Genomic DNA, 18,390 nt, shown 5'->3' with positions numbered 1-18,390 from the left:
GCGCCCGCCGCAAAGCGAGCGATTATTCGAACTCCCACTGCGGGTTCCAGACGACTTCCCATACGTGCTCGTCCGGATCTTGGAAATACCCCGCATAGCCGCCCCAGAACGTGTCATGGGCGGGAACGGGAATCGCGGCGCCCGCGCGCCTCGCCTGCTCCATGACGGCATCCACTTCTTCTCGGCTGCTCACGTTATGGCCGAGCGTGAATTCCGTCGGGCTCGGCGCGGACCGGGGCAGCTTCGTGTCGTGGGCGATGTCCCGGCGCTGCCAGATCGCGAGCCGTACGCCGGACTGCAAGTCGAAAAAGGCGACGGCGCCGTGCTCGAATTCCGTCCCTACGATCCCCTCCGTAGGCAGCCCCAACCCGTCTCTATAAAAACGCAAGGATCTCTCCAGATCGTCGACGCCGAGCGTAATGACCGTAATTCGCGGCTTCACTTCGATTCCTCCTTTGCATTCAAACCGAGCTTGCTGACCGAGCTCGTGAATTGCTCGACCATCTTGTCGTACGGCGTCGTCACGAAGCTGACCGTAAAGTTATGTTTCTCCTGAAGCTCGGCGATGTTCTCGCGAATCGCGACGACGTCGGGATGATCGCCCTCGAACTTGATGTCCCTCCAAGCCGTGACTTTGACTTCCCGGCCGCCCAGGTCGAAGTCCATCGTGAATTCGTCGGACGTCCCGGCCGCCGCGTCCTCCGCGGGCTCCTCGGCCGGCTCTTCCTCGATCGCTTCTTGCTCGGCGGGTTCTTCCGCCGGCGCCGGCTGCGGAGGTTCCCCTTGTCGAATCCGTTTTTTTCTAGTGAATATCGTGCTTCTTGAAGTTTCCGCCTTTCACTTCGGCGACGTCGTATACCGCGATAAAGGAATTCGGGTCGACCTCTTGAATAATTTCCTTCATCTTACTTTCCTCCAACCGGTTAATCACGCAAGTAATTTCTTTGAACTGCTCGTTCGAATATCCGCCTTCCACGAGACTATATGTAGCGCTGCGCCCTAAGCGGTCGCGAATGGTCTCTACCATGATTTCGGGATGTCTGGTAATAATTTTGAACGTCTTCGCCCCGCTTAACCCCTCCTCGACGATATGAATCACTTTGGAGGCAATGAAATAAGCGATCCCCGACAATATAGCCCCTTGAAGACCAAAGACGGTCGAGACGACGACGAACACGAACATATTCAGGAATAAGATCAGGTCGCTGGTACCGAAAGGCAATTTTCTGGATAGCAGCACGGCTAACATATCAATGCCATCCAATGCCCCGCCGTTCCGTAAGGCCAGACCCATGCCGAAGCCGATAATGATACCGCCGACAACGGTTACTAGCAACGTGTCCCCTTCGACGATGGGCGAAATGTGATGCATGACAGCCGTGCCGACGGCCAGCGAGGCGATTCCGAGCACGGAATACACCGCAAAGCTTTTTCCGATTTGCTTATATCCTAAAAAAATAAACGGAATATTAAATACCGCGATTAAAAGCCCAAGCGGCAGTCCGATCAGCTGCGACCCGACGATGCTTAGACCGGTAATGCCGCCGTCGGATACGTTGTTCGGAATTAATACGGCTTCAAGTCCGTATGCGGTAATCAATGCACCGACGATCACAGCAAGTCCTCGCAACGCCTTTTTGAAAACACCAGATGGTTTTTGTCTTGTTTGCATATATTGCTCCTCATTTCGTATCTCGTAGTCCTTGTCCGACCCATGCTTAATCAAGGAACTTACTCTTCATCCTTCCCATTTCCATTTACGCGAAACAGCCTGCGATTTCGACGGGCGACGGCAGCCGATCGCGTGACCGGCTGCCGTCGTGATGAAACTTATCGTATTCGACCTCCGCTTTACTCCTGCGCCGCAAGCTTCCTTCCTTCTTGCGCCGCCGGCGCTTCGGCGGCTTCAGGACCCTTCTGCGCCGAACGCAGCGGGATTTCTTTCAAGAAGACGACGAGCACAAGCGCCACGACCAACAAGGCCCCGCCGGACATGAACACGGTGGACAACGTGTCGGCCAAGACGGCGCGCAGCATCGCGGTCAACCGCTCGAACAACGGCTGCATCTCCGCCGGCAGGGAGGCCATAATCGATTGCAGCTTCGGCTGATCGAGCAAGATTTGCGGATTGAGGAACGGCGTTACGCTCTCGGCCGTCTGCGGATCGAGCTTCGTCAAGTCCACTCCGTCCTGCGACGCCATCGCCCCCTTCAAGTTTCGCGCGAGGGCGGTGTTCATGACGGAGCCCAACACCGCGATGCCGATCGTGCCGCCCAAATTCCGGAACAAGGTGGCGGACGCCGTCGCGACGCCGAGCTGCGCCATCGGGACCGCGTTCTGCACGACGAGCGTGAACACCGGCATACATAAGCCGAGACCGAGGCCGAAGACGCACATGCTGAGCACGGCCATCGCGATATTGTCCATAAACATCATGAGCCCCATGCCGGCGATCATCAAGCACACGCCGCCGACGGCGTACAGCTTATACTTGCCCGTCTTCGACATCCAACGGCCGACGAGCGCGCTCATGACGATCATCATGATCGTCATCGGCATGTTGACGAAGCCGGATTGCGTCGGCGTGAACCCTTCGACGCCCTGCACGAAGAAGGGAATATACACCATCGCGCCCATCATGCCCGCGTTCATCAGGAAGCCGATTCCGTTGGAGACGTTCACGATGCCGTTCTTAAATAAAGATAACGGCATGACGGGATTTTCCGCTTTCCGCTCGATGAAGACGAGAATGACGGCGAAGACGATCGCCGCGGCGAACAAGCCGAGAATCTCGAACGAATCCCAATCGTATTTCGTCCCCGCCCAGGAGAAGCCGAGCAGCAGCGCAACGATACTTAACGAAAGCACGAGCGACCCCGCGTAATCGATCGATACGCTCTTCACATCCGTCTTCTTCGGGAACATGCGCCAGATCATCGCGAAAGCGACGAAGCCGAGCGGCAGGAATACCCAGAACAGCCAATGCCAATCCATATGGTCGATCATGACGCCGCCCAAGGTCGGTCCGATGACGCTGGACAGTCCGAAGATGCCCATCATCAATCCGGTCCACTTCGCCCGCTCGCGAGGCGCGAACAAGTCGCCTACGGCCATCGTCGTGACGGCCATCAGCACCCCGCCGCCTAAGCCTTGGACGCCGCGGAACGCGATCATCTGGAAAATATTCGTCGATAAGCCCGTCAAGAACGCCCCGATCATGAACACCACGATTCCGAACAGCAGGAACGGCTTCCGTCCGTAGAGGTCCGAGAGCTTCCCGACCAGAATCGTCGCGACCGTAGAGACGAGCATGTAAATCATAATGACCCAAGAATAATATTCCATGCCTCCGAGCATGGCGATGATTCTAGGCATAGCGGTGCTGACGAGCGTCTGGTTAATGGCGGCGAAAAACATCGAAGCCATCAACGCGATCATAATCGTCACTTTTTGTTTTTGCGTCAGGTGCTCCATTCCGATACCTCTTTTCCTCTCTATGTCCAAATTACTTAGGTAGGCAACCTATGTATTATCATAGAGGTTCGGTTCGGAGATAGCAACAACTATTTCCCCTTTCGGCGCCGCGGCGTCGGTCATTGACCTTTTCATCCGCTTTCATTATCATTAGTCTCATCCTGCGGAACATGTATCGGCGGTGAGACGAAACAGTGTATTCAGCTTCTCATGACGAAATTACTTCATTAATCAACGCATTCTCCAACATATCCAAGGCGGACTGGCGGAAGACGACCCGTTGGGGCGTGAAAGCGAGCGAGCTTCGGGTCCTCCTGCTCATTAAAGAACGGACCGATCAAGGCGAGCCGAAGACGACGGTGTCCGAGCTGAGCAAGATGCTTCAGGTGACCTCGCCGACCGTGACGCAGATCGTCAACGGCTTGATCAAGAGCGGATATATCCAGCGTTCCGCGCACCCGCAAGATCGAAGAAGCTCGGAAATTACGTTAACGGATACAGGGGTTGGGCTCGCCGAGAAAGCGATGAAGGATATAAGGGCCACCTTCGGCGGATTGGTCGACCACTTGGGCAAGGAGCAGAGCGAGCAGTTGGTCCGACTGCTGAACCGATCGTACGCTTACCTCAGGCGCGGAAATACCGATCAATAACGAATAGGAAAGCCCCGGACTTCGCGCTTTGCGACGCGAAACCGGGGCTTTCCTATTATGGTTCTAGAAAATTAGCGAAGCGTCTTCAACGCGCCGCTCCAAGCGACGACTTCGCTCAACATCGCGTTGACGTTGTCGTTGTGCAGCGCGGCCGGCTTAAACACGCTGTAATTCTCGAAGTCCGTGAACAAATTCAACGTCGGATGCGTCCGAACGTCGGCCACCTTCAACTCGCCGAGAATGCCCCGCAGATGCTCGGCGGCGCGCGCGCCGCCGGTCGATCCGTAGCTCACGATGCCCGCGGCTTTGTCGTTCCACTCCTGGCGCGCGAGATCGAGCGCGTTCTTCAGCGCCCCCGAGATGCTGTGATTGTATTCCGATACGATGAAGACGAATCCGTCCAAGCTCGCCAGCTTCTCGGACCATGCCTTGATGCCCGGCTCGCTGCCGTCGGTCGTTCCGAGGAAGGGCAGCCGGTACTCTGCGATATCGACGATCTCATACTCCGCGTCCCCCCGCTGATCCGCGATCCCCTTCACCCATTGACCGACTTGAGGACTGACGCGCCCTTGTCTCGTACTGCCGAGGATGATGCCGATTTTTACGTTTGCCATTATTACTGTTCCTCCTTTTGCGATGTCTCTATTCGAGAATCATTGATTACCACATGACTAATTGTATATCTGTTACTTTTAGTAATCAAGTGAATTTTATTCTGTATCCTTACGAGCATAAAAAGACCCGCTCCGAAGAGCGGGCCTTGAACGTCTCGCCGAACGACGAACGCTTATACGATCGTCTCTCTGGCATGCTCGAGGTTGCCGATCATCTGCACCTCGTTGTCGAGCTCCCGCAGCAGACGCCGAACCCGCGCCGCGTCCGAGCGATGCACGACGCACATCGCCGAATACTCCTCGTCCGTCGGAATCCACTGCACATAAAACGCGGATTTCGTAGCCCGCTGCATCGACGGGAGGTTCCGGCTTCGCACCAGAATGCGACGATACGGCGACATGCCGGAAAATCCGACCTCCACCATCAAATACGCCAGCGCGTGCGCGAGGACCGAATAGATCGCTTGCTCCGCCCCGAAGATCAGCCCCGCCGCCGCCAAGATCGACAGGTTGGAGACGAATACGACCATATCGGCGTTCCGCAGAGACGGCAGCCGCTTGACGGCCGTCTCCGCTTCGTCGAACCGTCCGCCCTGGCGCAAAATCATGCCGATGCCGAGACCGAGGCAGACGCCGCCCCCGAGCGCCCCCGGGAGCGGTTCTTCGACCAGGGCGGACACGGGGTGCAGTACATACGCGAACGCCACGACGCCGACGAGCGGCAGCGCGATCGCAAGCGGACCGCGCGCGACGTATTTCCACCGATATAAAACGAACGGGAGATTCAAGCAGAACAGCCATAGACTGATCTTCATTTCCGTGACGTGAGACGCCAGTACCGAAACGCCCGCAATGCCCCCGGGGGCGACGTTGTTCGGCCGCAAGAACAGCTCCAGCCCCGCGGCGATCAGGAAACATCCGACGACGGCGGCGAAGATCGAGGCCGCCAGACGCAACGGGTTCCGCTTCCGTCTCATCCCGCTACGCCAAGGGAGCATGCCATCCCTCCTCTTCGTTCCTCCCGCTATCCGTTCATCAATAAATCCTTCAGCAGCTTGATTTGCTTCCGCTCGCCCGCCATGACGACCGTCGTCTCGGCTTCCAGACGATCGTCCGGTCCCGGATTGATCTTCTGCTTCTGCTTCTCGACGACGGCAAGAATCGTAGCGCCCGTCCGCTGGCGCACCTGCAGCTCGGCGATCGACTTGCCGACGCTCTTATAGTGCGATTCCACCTTGCTCCACTCGATGACGAGCCCCTCCAGCGATACCTCGATCGTCTCCAGCGCTTTCGGCTTGTAGTTCATCCCGCCGATGATGGCCGCGATCTGTCTCGCTTCCTCGTCCTCCAGCGTCACTTGCGAGATCGTCTCTTCCGGATCGTCGTCTTCGAAGTGGTAAATCTCTCGCCTTCCGTCGTCATGGATCACGATTACGATTTTATCTCCAGATCTGGTCTCTACCTGGAACTTCTTACCGATCCCCGGCAGATCCGATTCCCGAATCGTACTCATCTTCAACACATCCTCCGTTTCCAACTCAGCCTAAGTTTTTAACTTTCTCTTGCGGCTTGCGCCATCGGAACAATTTGTTTAAGCCATTATATATAGGCTTCGATTCTTTTGCCAACAAAGGCCCGACGATCGCCAGGATTAAAACGTACAATGCGGAAAACGGCTTCAACAGCGGCATCAATCCGGCGGAGAGGCCCAGATTGGCCACGATAATCGTAAATTCCCCGCGAGCCATGACGGTCAGTCCGATGTTGGTCGACGCCTTGTGGGAAAGACCGGCCTTCCGGCCCGCGATCATGCCGGCCACCATATTCGCCGCTATCGTCAGCAAGACGGCCCCGATCGCGAGCCATGCGGCGTCGCCCAGGGTAAGCGGATCGATCCCGAGGCCGAAGCTGAAGAAGAAGATCGCGCCGAAGAAATCGCGGAACGGAACGACGAGATGCTCGATCCGCTTGCTGTGCTCCGTCTCCGACAGCGCGAGGCCGAACAGCAGCGCCCCGATCGCCTCCGCGACGTGCAGCTTCTCGGAGAAACCGGCGATGAAGAACAACGAGGCGAATACGACGATGATGAAGATTTCGTTCGACGAAATATTTAACAGCTTATTGAGCAGGGGCGCGCCTTTCCTCGCGATAATGAAGAATAAGAGCATATATCCGATGGAGATTCCCACGGACATCAGAACGCCGCCGACGGACGTCGCTCCTCCGAGCAGCAAGCCCGACATGATCGACAGGAAGACCGCAAGGAACAGGTCGTCGAACAGGATCATTCCCAGAATCAATTCGGTCTCCGCGTTGCCCGTGCGTCGCAGATCGACGAGCACCTTGGCCACGATCGCCGTGGACGACACGGACAGCATCCCGGCGATGATCAGCGTCTCGTAGAGCGGAAAGTCGGTCAGGAACCCGTACGCGAGCCCGATGACGAAATTGAGCGCGACGTATACGGTTCCCCCGAAGACGATGTTCCGCCCGGACTTGACCAGCTTGGACACGGAAAATTCGAGTCCGATATAAAATAACAAGAAGAGCACCCCGATGCGTCCGAGGAACGAGATGACTTCTTGGCTGTGGATGAAGGTGAAATCCAAGATGCCGAGCTTCGGCGCATGCGGGCCGACGACCATTCCAAGGATGATTAAAAAAGGAATAATGGAAAACTTCAGCTTGCCGGCAAGCAGCGATGCGATCGCTACGAGCAGCATGGCCGTGCCGACTTCAAAGATCATATGGTCCATACAATGTTAATTCCTCCTTCTTTATCCGAGAGCGAGTCACTTCCGTCGCTTGTCGAAGGAGACGTCCACGTAAGTCGAGGTAAACTTGATCGGGCGCAGCAGAACGATCTTCCGAAGCAAGAAGATCTCGGGATGATATAGATAAAGAATCATGCGATAGCCGATTGCTATCGACGCAAGGGATAAGACGAAAAACAGGAAATACATCAGAGGAGCCGACAGCATCTTCTGCCGTACGGGGAGGTGCTTATCGACGACATGCGCATCGATCGGATGCCCATGCTCCAATTCCGCGGACTTTTGAAGATACGCTTCCTGTAACATGAACGGGGTTAGAGGCGCAAATACGAATATAATTAAAAATAATATCATCTGAAGGGAACGTAGCAATGGTTTCATTCGGACAGCCATTCCATCCCCTCATTTTCATAAGTATGGTCAATTATAAGATCGCCTTATAATTGTATCATAGAATGAACGCAGGGCTCAATTGCATACGAGTGCATATTTATGACATTTTTGCATCGCGAAGGGCTTTATCACCTCCCTCGCTCTCCCGTCATATGATGATAACGATTCATTATCCACAACATCCAGTAGGTGATCGCGGATGAGCGATGAGGAGAAGAAAAGGATCATTACGATCATTGTCATTGCCGTCGTCATCTATTCCCTTGTCATGGGCATCGGCGCGGACGAAAACGACGGAGACGTCATCGATACGGTCATCGTGTAGCCAAGGTGGGGAGGTCATGCGCAAACGCGGGAACGGAAATGGAAACGGCAAAGGGTACGGAAACGGGAAGAAGAAGCCCTCCGATCCGCAGCTTACGCCGCAGCAGCTCGCGGTCGTCATCGGGCTGCTTTCCAATTCATTGGAAGTCATCTCCGTCTTGATCGACAAAGACCTAACCGTTGAGATCGTTCTTCAAGGCTCCATTCGGAAGCGGACGAAGGCAGATCAGATCGCGGCCGAGCTCGGCGAGATCAGCGTCGCCGAATTGCTCGACGCCATCCTCCGAAACAATATACGGAGATAGCGACGGACAAGTCTAGGATGCCGCATCGGCAAAAAAACGAACCGTCGAAGGGAGGAACGGGCTTGTTCCTTGCCCTCGGCGGCTCGTTGGTTTATCGCGGCGCCCTCGCTTCCCTCAGGTACGCTCCTCCGCCTTCTCCTTCATGCGAAGCAGCCGCAAGCTATTGAGCGTGACGATCAGCGTAGCGCCCATATCCGCAAAGACGGCCATCCACAGCGTCAGCCACCCGGGTACGATAAGCAGCAGCGCCGCCAGCTTGATCGCCAGCGAGAAGGCGATATTCTGCCGAATGACGGCCAATGTCTTACGGCCTAGGCGCATCGTATACGGGATCATGCGCAAGTCGTCCCCCATCAGAACGATATCGGCCGTCTCCAGCGCCGTATCCGTACCGGCCCCGCCCATGGCGATGCCGACCGTGGAGGCCGCGAGCGCCGGCGCGTCGTTCACTCCGTCGCCCACCATGGCGACGCGGCCGTACTTCGCGCGAAGCGACTTGACCGCGTCCAGCTTCTGCTGCGGCAGCAGCTCCGCCGCGACCTCAGCGATGCCGAGCCGTCGGCCGATCGAGGCGGCTGCGGCTCTATTGTCCCCGGTGAGCATCGCCGTCTCGCGCAGTCCAAGCTCGTGCAGCTCCCGTATCGCGGCGCCGCCGGACGGACGGAGTTCGTCGGCGACCGCGATCGCCGCCTCGATCCGCTCGGCCGTTCCGAGCGCCATAACCGTCTTTCCTTCCCCCTGGAGATCGGCGATACGCTTCGCGACGACCGGCTCCAGGGAGCCATGCAGCTCGGCGAACAAGCTCGGACTTCCGAAGTAATACGACCGACCGCCGATTTCCCCGCTCACGCCCTTGCCGGTCAGCGACCGGAACGACGACGCCTCGCTCCCGAGTCCAACGCCCTCTTCCTCCGCCTTCCGCAGGATCGCAGACGCGAGCGGGTGCCCGGAGCGCTTCTCCAACGCGGCGGCGACGGCGAGCGCCTCCGTCTCGGACAATCGGCCGAAGACGAGCAGATCCGTCACCCGAGGTTTGCCTTCCGTTAGCGTACCGGTCTTATCGAAGGCGACCGCGACGATCCGTCCCGCCTCCTCCAGATGGATGCCGCCCTTGATCAGCACGCCGCGCCGCGCCGCGTGGCCGATCGCCGTCACGATCGAGATCGGCGTAGAGATGACCAGCGCGCACGGGCAGCCGACGACGAGCAGCGCCAAGCCGCGATACGCCCACTCCCCCCAATCGCCCCCGATCGCCAAGGGAGGCGCGACCGCGGTAAGCAGAGCGGCGAGCAAAATCGCAGGCGTGTAAATCTTCGCGAACCGGTCGACGAACGCTTGCGACGGCGCGCGCTCGGCCTGCGCCTCCTCCACCAAGTGTATGATCTTCGAGATCGTCGTATCCTCGGCGGTCTTGGTGACCCGAACCTCCAACAGCCCCTCTTCGTTCAGCGTGCCCGCGTACACCTCGTCGCCCGCCTTCTTCGACGCGGGCATCGACTCGCCCGTGATGGCCGCTTGATTCACGGTCGAGACGCCTTTCGAGACGACGCCGTCCATCGCGAGCTTCTGTCCGGGCTTCACGATCATCGTATCCCCGACGCGAATATCCTCGACCGGTACCGACAGCTCCGCGCCGTTTCGGCGAATCAACGCTTCCTTCGGCGCGAGATTCATAAGGGATCTAATGGACCGCCGGGCGTTGTCCATCGAGAATCGTTCCAACGCTTCGCTGATCGCGAACAAGATGACCACCGTCGCGCCTTCGCCCCACTCCCCGATCGCGGCCGCGCCGAGGACCGCGATCGTCATGAGCGTATTCATCTCGAATTGCAGGCGGAACAAATTGCGCAGTCCGTTGCGAAACAGCCCGTATCCTCCGACGAGGATGGCGGCGCCGTAAGCGACGACCGAGGGCAAGCTCCCCTCGCCGGCCTGCTCTCCTAGAAGCCAACCGACGGCCAGGAGCGCGGCGGAGGCAAGAACGCGGCCGTGTTTGCTCCAGAACGGCTCCCGCCTCGCTTCGACGCGCGCCTTCTCCGGCGCCACCCTCAAGCTGTCGAACGATCCCGCCCGCTCGAGCTCCTCGATCGTCGCGCTCCCGACGACAGTCAGCTTCGCGGCGCCGAAGTTCACCTGCGCGTCTCGGACGCCGGGGAGCGCTTTGACGTTCCGTTCGAAGCGGCCCGCGCAGTTCGTACATGTGAAACCTTGCACGCGATATACGGTCTTGTCATTTTCCAACGCTCATCATCTCCCGCGTATGCGTCGACGCCAGCTCGACGAGCCGGCGCACCTCCGCGTCGTGCAGCGAATAGAAGGCCAGCTTCCCTTCCTTGCGGTACTTCACCACGTTCAACCGCCCCAACGTCCGCAGATGATGCGAGGCCGTCGCGAGCGAAGAGCCGGTTACGTTCGCCACGTCGCAGACGCACAGCTCCTCTTCCTGGCTCAGCGCGTACACGACCTTCAGCCGCGTCTCGTCGGCGATCGCCTTGAACAGACTCGCCATCCTGGATATATCTTGTTCCTTTAGCAAGCTTTGTACCCGCCGGACCTTCGCCTCGTCGTAGCAGTACAACTCGCACGTGTCTTTCACAGGTTCGCGTTTCACCCGGACTCGCCATCCTCACTCTAATATTGATTTGATTATATCCTATGTTACTCCGGATTTTTCGTTCGGTCAAACGCGGATTTGATTATCGACCTTCTTTGACCCCGGGCAACTTTGTTGTTTGTCCCCTGCTTTCTGCGCGCGGGTCAACACTGTTTCTCTAGACCCACCCGAGGAGGGCGAAGTATGATGGGAAGACAATTTTTTTCGAACGGGTGGGAGCGGACGACGGTGGATACATCATACAGGGATACACGGACCGGGGAGAAGGGCGTCTGGCTCAGCATCTTCGCCTATGCCATCCTCTCGGCCTGCAAGCTGCTGATCGGATGTACCGCGGGCTCGGAAGCGCTGGCTGCGGACGGCTGGAACAATGTGACCGACATCGCGGCCTCCGTCGCGGTGTTGATCGGGCTGCGCATCTCCCGGAAGCCCGCAGATCAGGATCACCGGTACGGCCATTACCGCGCCGAGACGGTCGCCGCGCTGATCGCGTCGTTCTTGATGGCGGCCGTCGGGCTCCAGGTGTTGTTCGATGCGGCGGCGAAGCTCGGACGGCCCGCGCAGGCGGCGCCGGATCCGTTGGCGGCTTGGACGGCGCTCGCGTGCGCGGTTGTGATGTACGCGGTGTTTCTATATAATCGACGCATCGCCGAACGGATCAACAGCCAGGCCGTGCGGGCGGCGGCGCAGGACAACCGCTCCGACGCGTTCGTCAGCGTCGGCGCCTTCGTCGGCATCCTCGGCGCCCAATACGGCATGCCGTGGCTGGACCCGTTCGCGGCGATCGTCGTCGGCGCGCTCATAGGCAAGACCGCGTGGGACATCTTCCGGGATGCGACGCATTCGCTCACGGACGGCTTCGACGACGAGAAGCTCCAAGAAATCAAGAAGACGATCGGCTCCACGAAAGGCGTGAAGGGGATCGTCGACTTGAAGGCGCGCGCGCTCGGCAACCAGACGTATGTAGACGTGACGGTGACGGTCAATCCGCATCTGTCCGTCATCGAGAGCCATGCGATCACAGAGCGGATCGAAGCGAAAATCAACGAGAAACACGACGTATCCAACGTCCATATTCATATCGAACCTATGTTGGAGGATGAGCGATGAATTGGAAGAAATCCGCCGCGCTGCCGATCTTGGCTTCGCTGGCGATCGCCGGCTGCTCGGGCGGCGCGGCATCGGACGAGCATGCGCACGACTCCCGTCATACCGCCGACGGAGACTTGCAGGAAGCGACTGCGTCCTTCGAGACGCTCCCTGCTTTCTTGGACGGACAGCCGCAGGCGATTCGGAACGCGTATCTGATCGCCGGCCACAGCATCGACGTACTTGCATCGATACCTTGCTACTGCGGCTGCGGCGAGAGCGCCGGGCACCGCAGCAACCTGAACTGCTTCATCGCCGAGGCGAAAGAAGACGGCGCCGTCGTCTGGGACGACCACGGCACGCGCTGCGCCGTCTGCATCGAGATCGCCGTGGAAGCGGCCGTCCTGAAGAAGGAAGGGCTCTCTTTGAAGGAAATTCGCGAGACGATCGACGCGAAGTACGGCGATGCCGGCTATCCGGCCCCGACGCCTACGCCGATGCCGATGTAGACCGGCCCGGACCGGCTCTTCAATCGATGCCCACTTGATAGAGGCGAGCTAAGGCTCGAACATGCCGCCGCAGCTCCGCAATCAGCTCCGGCGGCCCCAAGACCTCCACGTCGCCGCTGTAGCTCAGAATCTTCTGCACGGCGCGTTCCATCGAAGAAAAGCGGGCGGCGACCGACACGGTCCCGTCCGCATTCGTATCGATTCGGTCGTACCCGAATTCGTCCTTCACCCTTGCCTTCGCTTCCGGAGCGAAGCGCAACACCGCGCCGACCCTGGCGAAGTCGGCTTGGCTCATGAACCGATCCTCTACGTCCTTCAGCGTAATGTCTCTTCGAAGGAACGTCTGCGGCTGCCGCCGAATGTCCGACATGCGGGACAAGCGAAACACCCGAACATCCCGCCGAGCAAGGCAGAAGCCGTAGAGGTACCACGCGAACCCCTTAAGAAACAGCCCCATCGGCTCGATCGTGCGCTCCGTCTCCGCCCCCTTCTGATCCGTATACGCGAATCGGACGAGATGCAGCGCTTTAATGGTCTCGTGAAGCTCGGCGATCTTCTCCCTATCGTTCGGAGCCGGAGTCAGATCGATATCCAGAGAGGCTCGCTCCGAAGCCTTCGCGCCCTCGGACATGAGCGCGCCGATGCGATCCAGCAGCCCTCCGGGGAAGGAGCCTTCCGCGACCGAACGTACGCCGCGAAGCGCGGCATAGATCGAGGAGAAGTCGTCGAGCGAGAGCACTTGCTTCTCCAACCGATATCCCGGCATAATCTCGTATCCGCCGTCGGAGCCCGCGAACGACACGATCGGAATGCCCGCTTGGTTGATCGATTCCATATCCCTGTAGATGGTGCGCAGCGACACCTCGAACCGCTTCGCCAGCTCCGTCGCGCTCACTCGCGGTTGATTCAATAAGGTCATCGTAATCGCGAGCAACCGATCCAACTTCACCTCAAGCGCCCCTTCCCTACGGCAATAAACTTTCCTATCGTGTTCTATACCGCGCCCTCGAAGTCCTGCTCAAGTCGGAAGTTGCGCAAAGTCGACCTCCCGCCCCTCCGCCTCGGCGGCGGCGAAGGCCAAAAGCCGCTCTCCCTCTTCCGCCAACGCGTTTCGTTCCTTCGCAGACAGCTCGCGGAACGGCTCGACCAGCAGTCTAGCCTTCCGACGCTCCCGCTCGATGCGCCAAATCCCGGCGACGAAGCCGTCGACCAGAACGGCGGCGCGGACGATCCCGTTCTTCGTCATGACCCGACCGCGGGCCGATTCGCCGACAATTCGGCTCCGGTCCGCGTAGGACAACAGCATGTTATCGAATTCTCCCAAGTAGCGGACCGGGGCATCGACCTCATCCTCCGGACGCGGCGCATCCGGAAGGTCGAACAGCTCGCGCCCCGCCCCGTCCCGGAACGTCGCGAGTTTGGGACGAAGTCGCTCCAACACCTCGTTCAGGCGAGTCAGCCCCGACCATGCCTGGACGTCTTGCGCCGTCGCCGGGCCGAAGGCGGCCAGGTACCGCAGAATGATCCCCTCCGGCGTCAACTCCGGCGTCAACTCCGCCGGTACGACGCCGCTCAGCCAAGCCTCGGCCGGCGTATGCGTCGCCAGCCCGCTCTCTCCCCAGAGGCCTCGCGGGGGCGGCTGGACGAGCGGAACCCGATTCCGGACGGCGGCGGCGAGCGCGTTCGGATCGCGGTCCGGCCATCGCGCGCCTAGGCGCGCCCCCAGCTCGCTCCAGGTCAGCGGTTCGGCTTCCAGCATCGATCGGCCCGCGGCGGCGAGCGCATCCAGATCGACGCCGGCAAGCCGCTTCCCGAAGGCCCCCTTCAAGCTTTGTTCCATGATCGGTCGGAGCGGAGCTCGGAGGCCCAGCCCGTCGCTCGCGGACACGAGATGAAGCGTCGCGCGCATCAAGGCGATGCGTACGACCTTGCGCTCCAGCAGCAGCGAAGACAGTTCCTCATGTCGGAAGCGCTCCAGCCGGGACCACAATCCGAAATAAGGAGCAATCGGAGACTGCGCCTGCAAGCCGGCGAGATGCTCTACAGCCTCGAAGGCGGTCATCTCGGCGCGCCGCAACAGCAGCTGCCTTGCGAGCGCAGCTCTGTTCAATGCCCGCGGGGACATCTCGTTCATGTCTCAAGCCTCCGATCGGAAGAGTCGTTATCGAAACCGGCGGAAGAACGTCCGCAAATCCTGGGCGAGCAGGTCCGGAGCGTCCATGGCGGCGAAATGACCGCCGCGCTCGAACTCCGACCAGTGCACGATGGCGGGGTTGTCGCGTTGCGCGAAGCGGCGCATCGACTGGAAGTCGTGCGGGAATACGGCGACTCCCGTCGGCGTCCGGTTCGGCTCGCGGCTCGCCGCCCCCGAGCCGTGCGCATCCTCGTAATACCAGCGAGCCGTCGATTCGGCCGTGTTCGTTAACCAATATAACGTTACGTTCGTCAGGAAGTCATCCCGGTCGACGGCATCGACCGTATCGCCGAACCCGTTGAACAGCTCCGCGTTCCAGGCGAGCTGACCTGCCGGAGAGTCCGAGAGGCCGTAAGCGAGCGTCAACGGACGGGTTTGCTGAATCGCGCTAAACCCGGCGCGCTCGGTGAAATTCGCGAGCGCTTGCAGCCGCTTCTTATCGTCTTCCGACAAGTCCGCCATCTCCGCGGGATCGCCGGACGGGAACGAGAACAACTGCAGGACGTGGATGCCGAGCAAGCCTTCGGGCCGCTGTACGCCCATCGCCCGCGTCACTAAGGAGCCGGCGTCCCCGCCATGAGCGCCGTAGGACGCGTACCCGAGCCGCTTCATCAGCGTATCCCACGCCTTGGCGACGCGTTCCGTGTTCCAGCCCGCCTCCCGCGTCGGACCGGAGAACCCGAAGCCGGGGATGGAAGGAATGACGAGGTGGAACGCATCCTCCGGGTCGCCGCCGTACGCCCGCGGATTCGTGAGCGGTTCGATCAGCTTCAAAAACTCCAAGTTCGTCGCAGGCCACCCATGGGTCAGGAGCAGAGGCATCGCTTCGGGCTCCGGCGACCGTACATGAAAGAAGTGTACGTTCGCGCCGTCGATCGTCGTCGCGAATTGCGGAAGCTCGTTCAGGCGAGCTTCGTGTTCTCTCCAGCGATACGACCGTCTCCAATGCGCTGCAAGCTCCTTCGCATGCTCCAGGGAGACGCCGTACTTCCAATTCGCGCCGCTTACCGGATCGGGCCACCGGGTGCGATCCAGCCGCTCGTTCAAATCGTCCAACGCGGCTTGCGGGATCGAGATGCGGAACGGTCGAACTTCGGCGCTAGTCGGATCGGCTGCAGGGGGATTCATCGTCATTGGGAATATCTCCTTATCGATTGTTTTCTTTACATCCTCATCATAAGACGAGAACCCTGACAACGGATTGTCAGGGTTCTCGGCGAAGCATTCGAATTTATTTATAAATACTTCACGTGGCTCGCAGGTCCGAGGGCGCCGGTCGCGCGCCGCGTGTCGAAGACGAGCCGCGCATGGGCCACGATCGATGCGATCGGAAGGTTCGAGTGGTCCATCAGCAGTACTGCGCAATCCGCGGATCGCAGCGCGTCCGGCGTGAGCTCGACGCTGTCGTATCGCCGTCCGCCGACCGAAACGGAAGGAACCAGCGGATCGTGATACGTCACGCGCGCCCCGCGCTCGGCCAGAATCTCCATGACGCGAAGGGGGCTGGACTCCCGCAGATCGTTCACATCCTTCTTATAAGCGACTCCGATCAAGAGCAACGATTTCCCCTCGAGCCGGGCGTCCGGGAGCAGGCGCTCGACCCGATCCGCGATATAACCGGGCATCGAATCGTTCACCGCCTTCGCCGCGCGAATGAACGCCAGGTCGACCCCGATCTCGTCCGCCTTCCACTGCAAATACAAAGGGTCGACCGGAATGCAATGGCCGCCGACGCCCGGACCCGGCGCGAAAGGCAAATTCCCGTAGGGCTTGCTATTTACCGCTTCGAGCACTTCCCAAACGTCGATCCCCATCTTCTCGCAACATTTCGCGACCTCGTTCACGAAGGAAATATTGACGAATCGTTGGCTGTTCTCCAGCACCTTCGCCATCTCCGCCGCGCGCGGAGAAGAGACGGGGATCACCTTCCGGTACACCGGCGAATATAGCGCTTTAGCCAGCCGCAGGCAAGCCTCGGTCGCCCCGCTGACGATCTTCGGCATCTCGCTGAGGCCGAAGCTTCGATCTCCCGGATTGATCCGCTCCGGCGAGTACGCCAGATAGAAATCCTTCCCGAGCCGCTTCCCTTGGCTTTCGAGAATCGGAAGCAGCACCTCCTCCGTCGTCCCGGGGTACGTCGAGCTTTCCAACACGATCAGCTGGCCGGCGAGCGGCAGCTGCGCGAGGTGCCGGCCGGCGAGCTCCACGTATTTCAGATCGGGCGTCCCGTCCTCGCGGATCGGCGTCGGCACGCAGATCAGGATCGCTTCGACCGCCGTCAATCCGCCGTAATCGCTCGCCGCCTCGAAGCGCCCCCCCGTCATCAACGACTGCACCTCGGCGTCGCTCAAGTCGGAAATATAGCTGATTCCGTCCTGCAAGTTTCGAATTTTCGCCGGATCCAGATCGACGCCCGTCACGCGCAAGCCGTGGTCCACCAACAGTTTCGAAAGCGGCAGCCCCACATATCCAAGGCCGATCACGCCCGCGGCGCGAAATCGCATCATCGTTATCTCCTCCTTTATTCTTCCGTTTAAGAAACCGACACTTTGCGAATGATCCGGTTGGCCAGGGCGAGCGCGTCGAGCCCGTCTTCCCCGGTCACGTCCGGAGATCGACGACGGGCGACCGCATCGAGGAAATGAAGCAGCTCCAGCCGCAGCGGCTCGCCGTCCGGTACGTCGATCCATCGGGATTCGCCGGGTTCGCTCAAGGACGACACCCGAATTCGCTGCGTCAACAGATCGGCGACGATGACCGACCGCCTCGTCACGACCCGAATCGTCCGCACCTTCTCGTCGGTGAGATAGCTGGCCGTCAGCTGAACGACCGCGCCGTCTTCCAGCCGGAGCAGCGCGGACGCATGCTGGGTATATCGATCCTGCCGGCGGCCCGCCGCGTGCAGATGGCGAATCCGCGTCCCCAGCAGATGATGCACGATATAGATGTCGTGAATCATCGCGTCGCTCACGACGTCCGAGCGGGCCATGCGCGGCTCGAGCGGACGCAGACGTTGGAGCTCCATGCCGACGATCTCTTCGCCCGCCAGCAGCTTCTTCAACGCTTGCACCGTCGGATTGAACAATTCGATATGTCCCGTTTGGAGCACGACGCCGTTCGTGCGGGACTGCTCGATCAACGCCTTCGCCTGCCCCACGGTTTCCGTTATCGGCTTCTCCATTAAGACGTGGACGTTCCGACGGACGCACGCCATGCCGACCCGGTAATGCGCCGGCGTCGGTACGGCGACCGATACGGCGTCGACCTGCGCAAGCAGCTCCGGCAGCGTGCGGAATGCCTCGCCTCCGTATTGCGCCGCGACGGCGGCGGCCCGCTCTTCGTCCCTGTCGTACACGCCTACGAACCGGCAGCGCTCCGCTAACGAGGCATACACTCGGGCATGGTTTCTTCCCATAGAACCCGTTCCGATCACCCCTACTCTCAAGATGG

General features: G+C 59.8%; 21 protein-coding genes. 5 read left to right on the top strand and 16 right to left on the bottom strand.

Annotated features, from left to right (window positions below):
• Positions 1–22: 22 nt before the first annotated feature.
• From RIN49_RS19615 to RIN49_RS19600, 4 genes are all read right to left on the bottom strand, one after another.
• Positions 23–442 carry a VOC family protein gene (locus tag RIN49_RS19615; protein ID WP_309121838.1) on the bottom strand — a complete coding sequence of 140 codons (420 nt, stop codon included), beginning with the start codon at positions 440–442 and terminating at the stop codon, positions 23–25.
• Positions 439–666: a hypothetical protein gene (locus tag RIN49_RS19610; protein ID WP_309121837.1), complete on the bottom strand. Its 228-nt coding sequence runs from the start codon at positions 664–666 to the stop codon at positions 439–441. Before RIN49_RS19610 ends, RIN49_RS19615 begins: the two co-directional genes overlap by 4 nt.
• 136 nt (positions 667–802) lie before the next feature.
• Entirely contained in the window at positions 803–1,672 is an 870-nt protein-coding gene (locus RIN49_RS19605; RefSeq protein WP_309121836.1) for a YitT family protein, read from the bottom strand.
• A gap of 179 nt (positions 1,673–1,851) precedes the next feature.
• Positions 1,852–3,474, bottom strand: coding sequence for an MDR family MFS transporter (locus tag RIN49_RS19600; RefSeq protein ID WP_309121835.1), 1,623 nt, complete (start codon positions 3,472–3,474; stop codon positions 1,852–1,854).
• Positions 3,475–3,668: 194 nt separating this feature from the next.
• Between RIN49_RS19600 and RIN49_RS19595 the strand changes: the two genes are divergently transcribed.
• Positions 3,669–4,124 carry a MarR family winged helix-turn-helix transcriptional regulator gene (locus RIN49_RS19595; RefSeq protein ID WP_309121834.1) on the top strand — a complete coding sequence of 152 codons (456 nt, stop codon included), beginning with the start codon at positions 3,669–3,671 and terminating at the stop codon, positions 4,122–4,124.
• A 71-nt stretch (positions 4,125–4,195) separates the two neighbouring features.
• Here RIN49_RS19595 and RIN49_RS19590 read toward each other — a convergent pair whose 3' ends face one another.
• The 5 genes from RIN49_RS19590 to RIN49_RS19570 all read right to left on the bottom strand — a co-directional run bounded on the left by RIN49_RS19590 (position 4,196) and on the right by RIN49_RS19570 (position 7,782).
• Complete coding sequence (locus tag RIN49_RS19590) at positions 4,196–4,738, bottom strand: NADPH-dependent FMN reductase (RefSeq protein WP_309121833.1); 543 nt, start codon at positions 4,736–4,738, stop codon at positions 4,196–4,198.
• Positions 4,739–4,911: 173 nt separating this feature from the next.
• Entirely contained in the window at positions 4,912–5,736 is an 825-nt protein-coding gene (locus RIN49_RS19585; protein WP_309121832.1) for a YitT family protein, read from the bottom strand.
• A gap of 26 nt (positions 5,737–5,762) precedes the next feature.
• Positions 5,763–6,251 (bottom strand): cation:proton antiporter regulatory subunit, encoded by a 489-nt coding sequence (locus tag RIN49_RS19580; protein WP_309121831.1) that lies wholly within the window; start codon positions 6,249–6,251, stop codon positions 5,763–5,765.
• 25 nt (positions 6,252–6,276) lie between these two features.
• Positions 6,277–7,494, bottom strand: a complete 1,218-nt coding sequence (locus RIN49_RS19575) for a cation:proton antiporter (RefSeq protein WP_309121830.1) — start codon at positions 7,492–7,494, stop codon at positions 6,277–6,279.
• A gap of 36 nt (positions 7,495–7,530) precedes the next feature.
• On the bottom strand, positions 7,531–7,782 hold the full coding sequence (locus RIN49_RS19570) for a hypothetical protein (protein WP_309121829.1): 252 nt from the start codon (positions 7,780–7,782) through the stop codon (positions 7,531–7,533).
• 322 nt (positions 7,783–8,104) lie between these two features.
• Between RIN49_RS19570 and RIN49_RS19565 the strand changes: the two genes are divergently transcribed.
• Together RIN49_RS19565 and RIN49_RS19560 are read left to right on the top strand one after the other, a co-directional pair.
• Entirely contained in the window at positions 8,105–8,230 is a 126-nt protein-coding gene (locus RIN49_RS19565; RefSeq protein ID WP_309121828.1) for a hypothetical protein, read from the top strand.
• Between the two features lie 16 nt (positions 8,231–8,246).
• On the top strand, positions 8,247–8,534 hold the full coding sequence (locus RIN49_RS19560) for a hypothetical protein (protein WP_309121827.1): 288 nt from the start codon (positions 8,247–8,249) through the stop codon (positions 8,532–8,534).
• A gap of 114 nt (positions 8,535–8,648) precedes the next feature.
• Here the strand turns inward: RIN49_RS19560 and RIN49_RS19555 are convergent, their stop codons facing one another.
• Together RIN49_RS19555 and RIN49_RS19550 are read right to left on the bottom strand one after the other, a co-directional pair.
• The gene (locus tag RIN49_RS19555) at positions 8,649–10,775 is read right to left on the bottom strand and encodes a heavy metal translocating P-type ATPase (RefSeq protein ID WP_309121826.1); all 2,127 of its coding nucleotides are present in this window, start codon (positions 10,773–10,775) and stop codon (positions 8,649–8,651) included.
• On the bottom strand, positions 10,765–11,145 hold the full coding sequence (locus RIN49_RS19550) for an ArsR/SmtB family transcription factor (protein ID WP_309121825.1): 381 nt from the start codon (positions 11,143–11,145) through the stop codon (positions 10,765–10,767). Before RIN49_RS19550 ends, RIN49_RS19555 begins: the two co-directional genes overlap by 11 nt.
• A gap of 186 nt (positions 11,146–11,331) precedes the next feature.
• Between RIN49_RS19550 and RIN49_RS19545 the strand changes: the two genes are divergently transcribed.
• Both RIN49_RS19545 and RIN49_RS19540 read left to right on the top strand, forming a co-directional pair.
• Positions 11,332–12,258 (top strand): cation diffusion facilitator family transporter, encoded by a 927-nt coding sequence (locus tag RIN49_RS19545; protein WP_375295267.1) that lies wholly within the window; start codon positions 11,332–11,334, stop codon positions 12,256–12,258.
• Positions 12,255–12,746 carry a PCYCGC motif-containing (lipo)protein gene (locus RIN49_RS19540; RefSeq protein WP_309121824.1) on the top strand — a complete coding sequence of 164 codons (492 nt, stop codon included), beginning with the start codon at positions 12,255–12,257 and terminating at the stop codon, positions 12,744–12,746. The genes RIN49_RS19545 and RIN49_RS19540 overlap by 4 nt, the downstream gene beginning before the upstream one ends.
• A 19-nt stretch (positions 12,747–12,765) precedes the next feature.
• Here the strand turns inward: RIN49_RS19540 and RIN49_RS19535 are convergent, their stop codons facing one another.
• The 5 genes from RIN49_RS19535 to RIN49_RS19515 all read right to left on the bottom strand — a co-directional run bounded on the left by RIN49_RS19535 (position 12,766) and on the right by RIN49_RS19515 (position 18,385).
• Entirely contained in the window at positions 12,766–13,695 is a 930-nt protein-coding gene (locus tag RIN49_RS19535) for a helix-turn-helix transcriptional regulator (RefSeq protein WP_309121823.1), read from the bottom strand.
• Between the two features lie 69 nt (positions 13,696–13,764).
• A complete protein-coding gene (locus RIN49_RS19530; RefSeq protein ID WP_309121822.1) occupies positions 13,765–14,880 on the bottom strand; it encodes a winged helix DNA-binding domain-containing protein in 1,116 nt (371 codons plus the stop codon).
• A 27-nt stretch (positions 14,881–14,907) separates the two neighbouring features.
• The gene (locus RIN49_RS19525; RefSeq protein ID WP_309121821.1) at positions 14,908–16,074 is read right to left on the bottom strand and encodes an epoxide hydrolase family protein; all 1,167 of its coding nucleotides are present in this window, start codon (positions 16,072–16,074) and stop codon (positions 14,908–14,910) included.
• A gap of 101 nt (positions 16,075–16,175) precedes the next feature.
• On the bottom strand, positions 16,176–17,447 hold the full coding sequence (locus RIN49_RS19520; protein WP_309121820.1) for a nucleotide sugar dehydrogenase: 1,272 nt from the start codon (positions 17,445–17,447) through the stop codon (positions 16,176–16,178).
• A 26-nt stretch (positions 17,448–17,473) separates the two neighbouring features.
• Positions 17,474–18,385 carry a Gfo/Idh/MocA family oxidoreductase gene (locus RIN49_RS19515; protein ID WP_309121819.1) on the bottom strand — a complete coding sequence of 304 codons (912 nt, stop codon included), beginning with the start codon at positions 18,383–18,385 and terminating at the stop codon, positions 17,474–17,476.
• Between the last annotated feature and the right edge of the window lie 5 nt (positions 18,386–18,390).

This window comes from Paenibacillus sp. (assembly GCF_031177825.1).
In the GTDB taxonomy this organism is placed as follows: domain Bacteria; phylum Bacillota; class Bacilli; order Paenibacillales; family YIM-B00363; genus Paenibacillus_AE.
The sequence above is the reverse complement of the archived record's forward strand: the minus strand, read 5'-3'. Positions and strand labels throughout refer to the sequence as shown.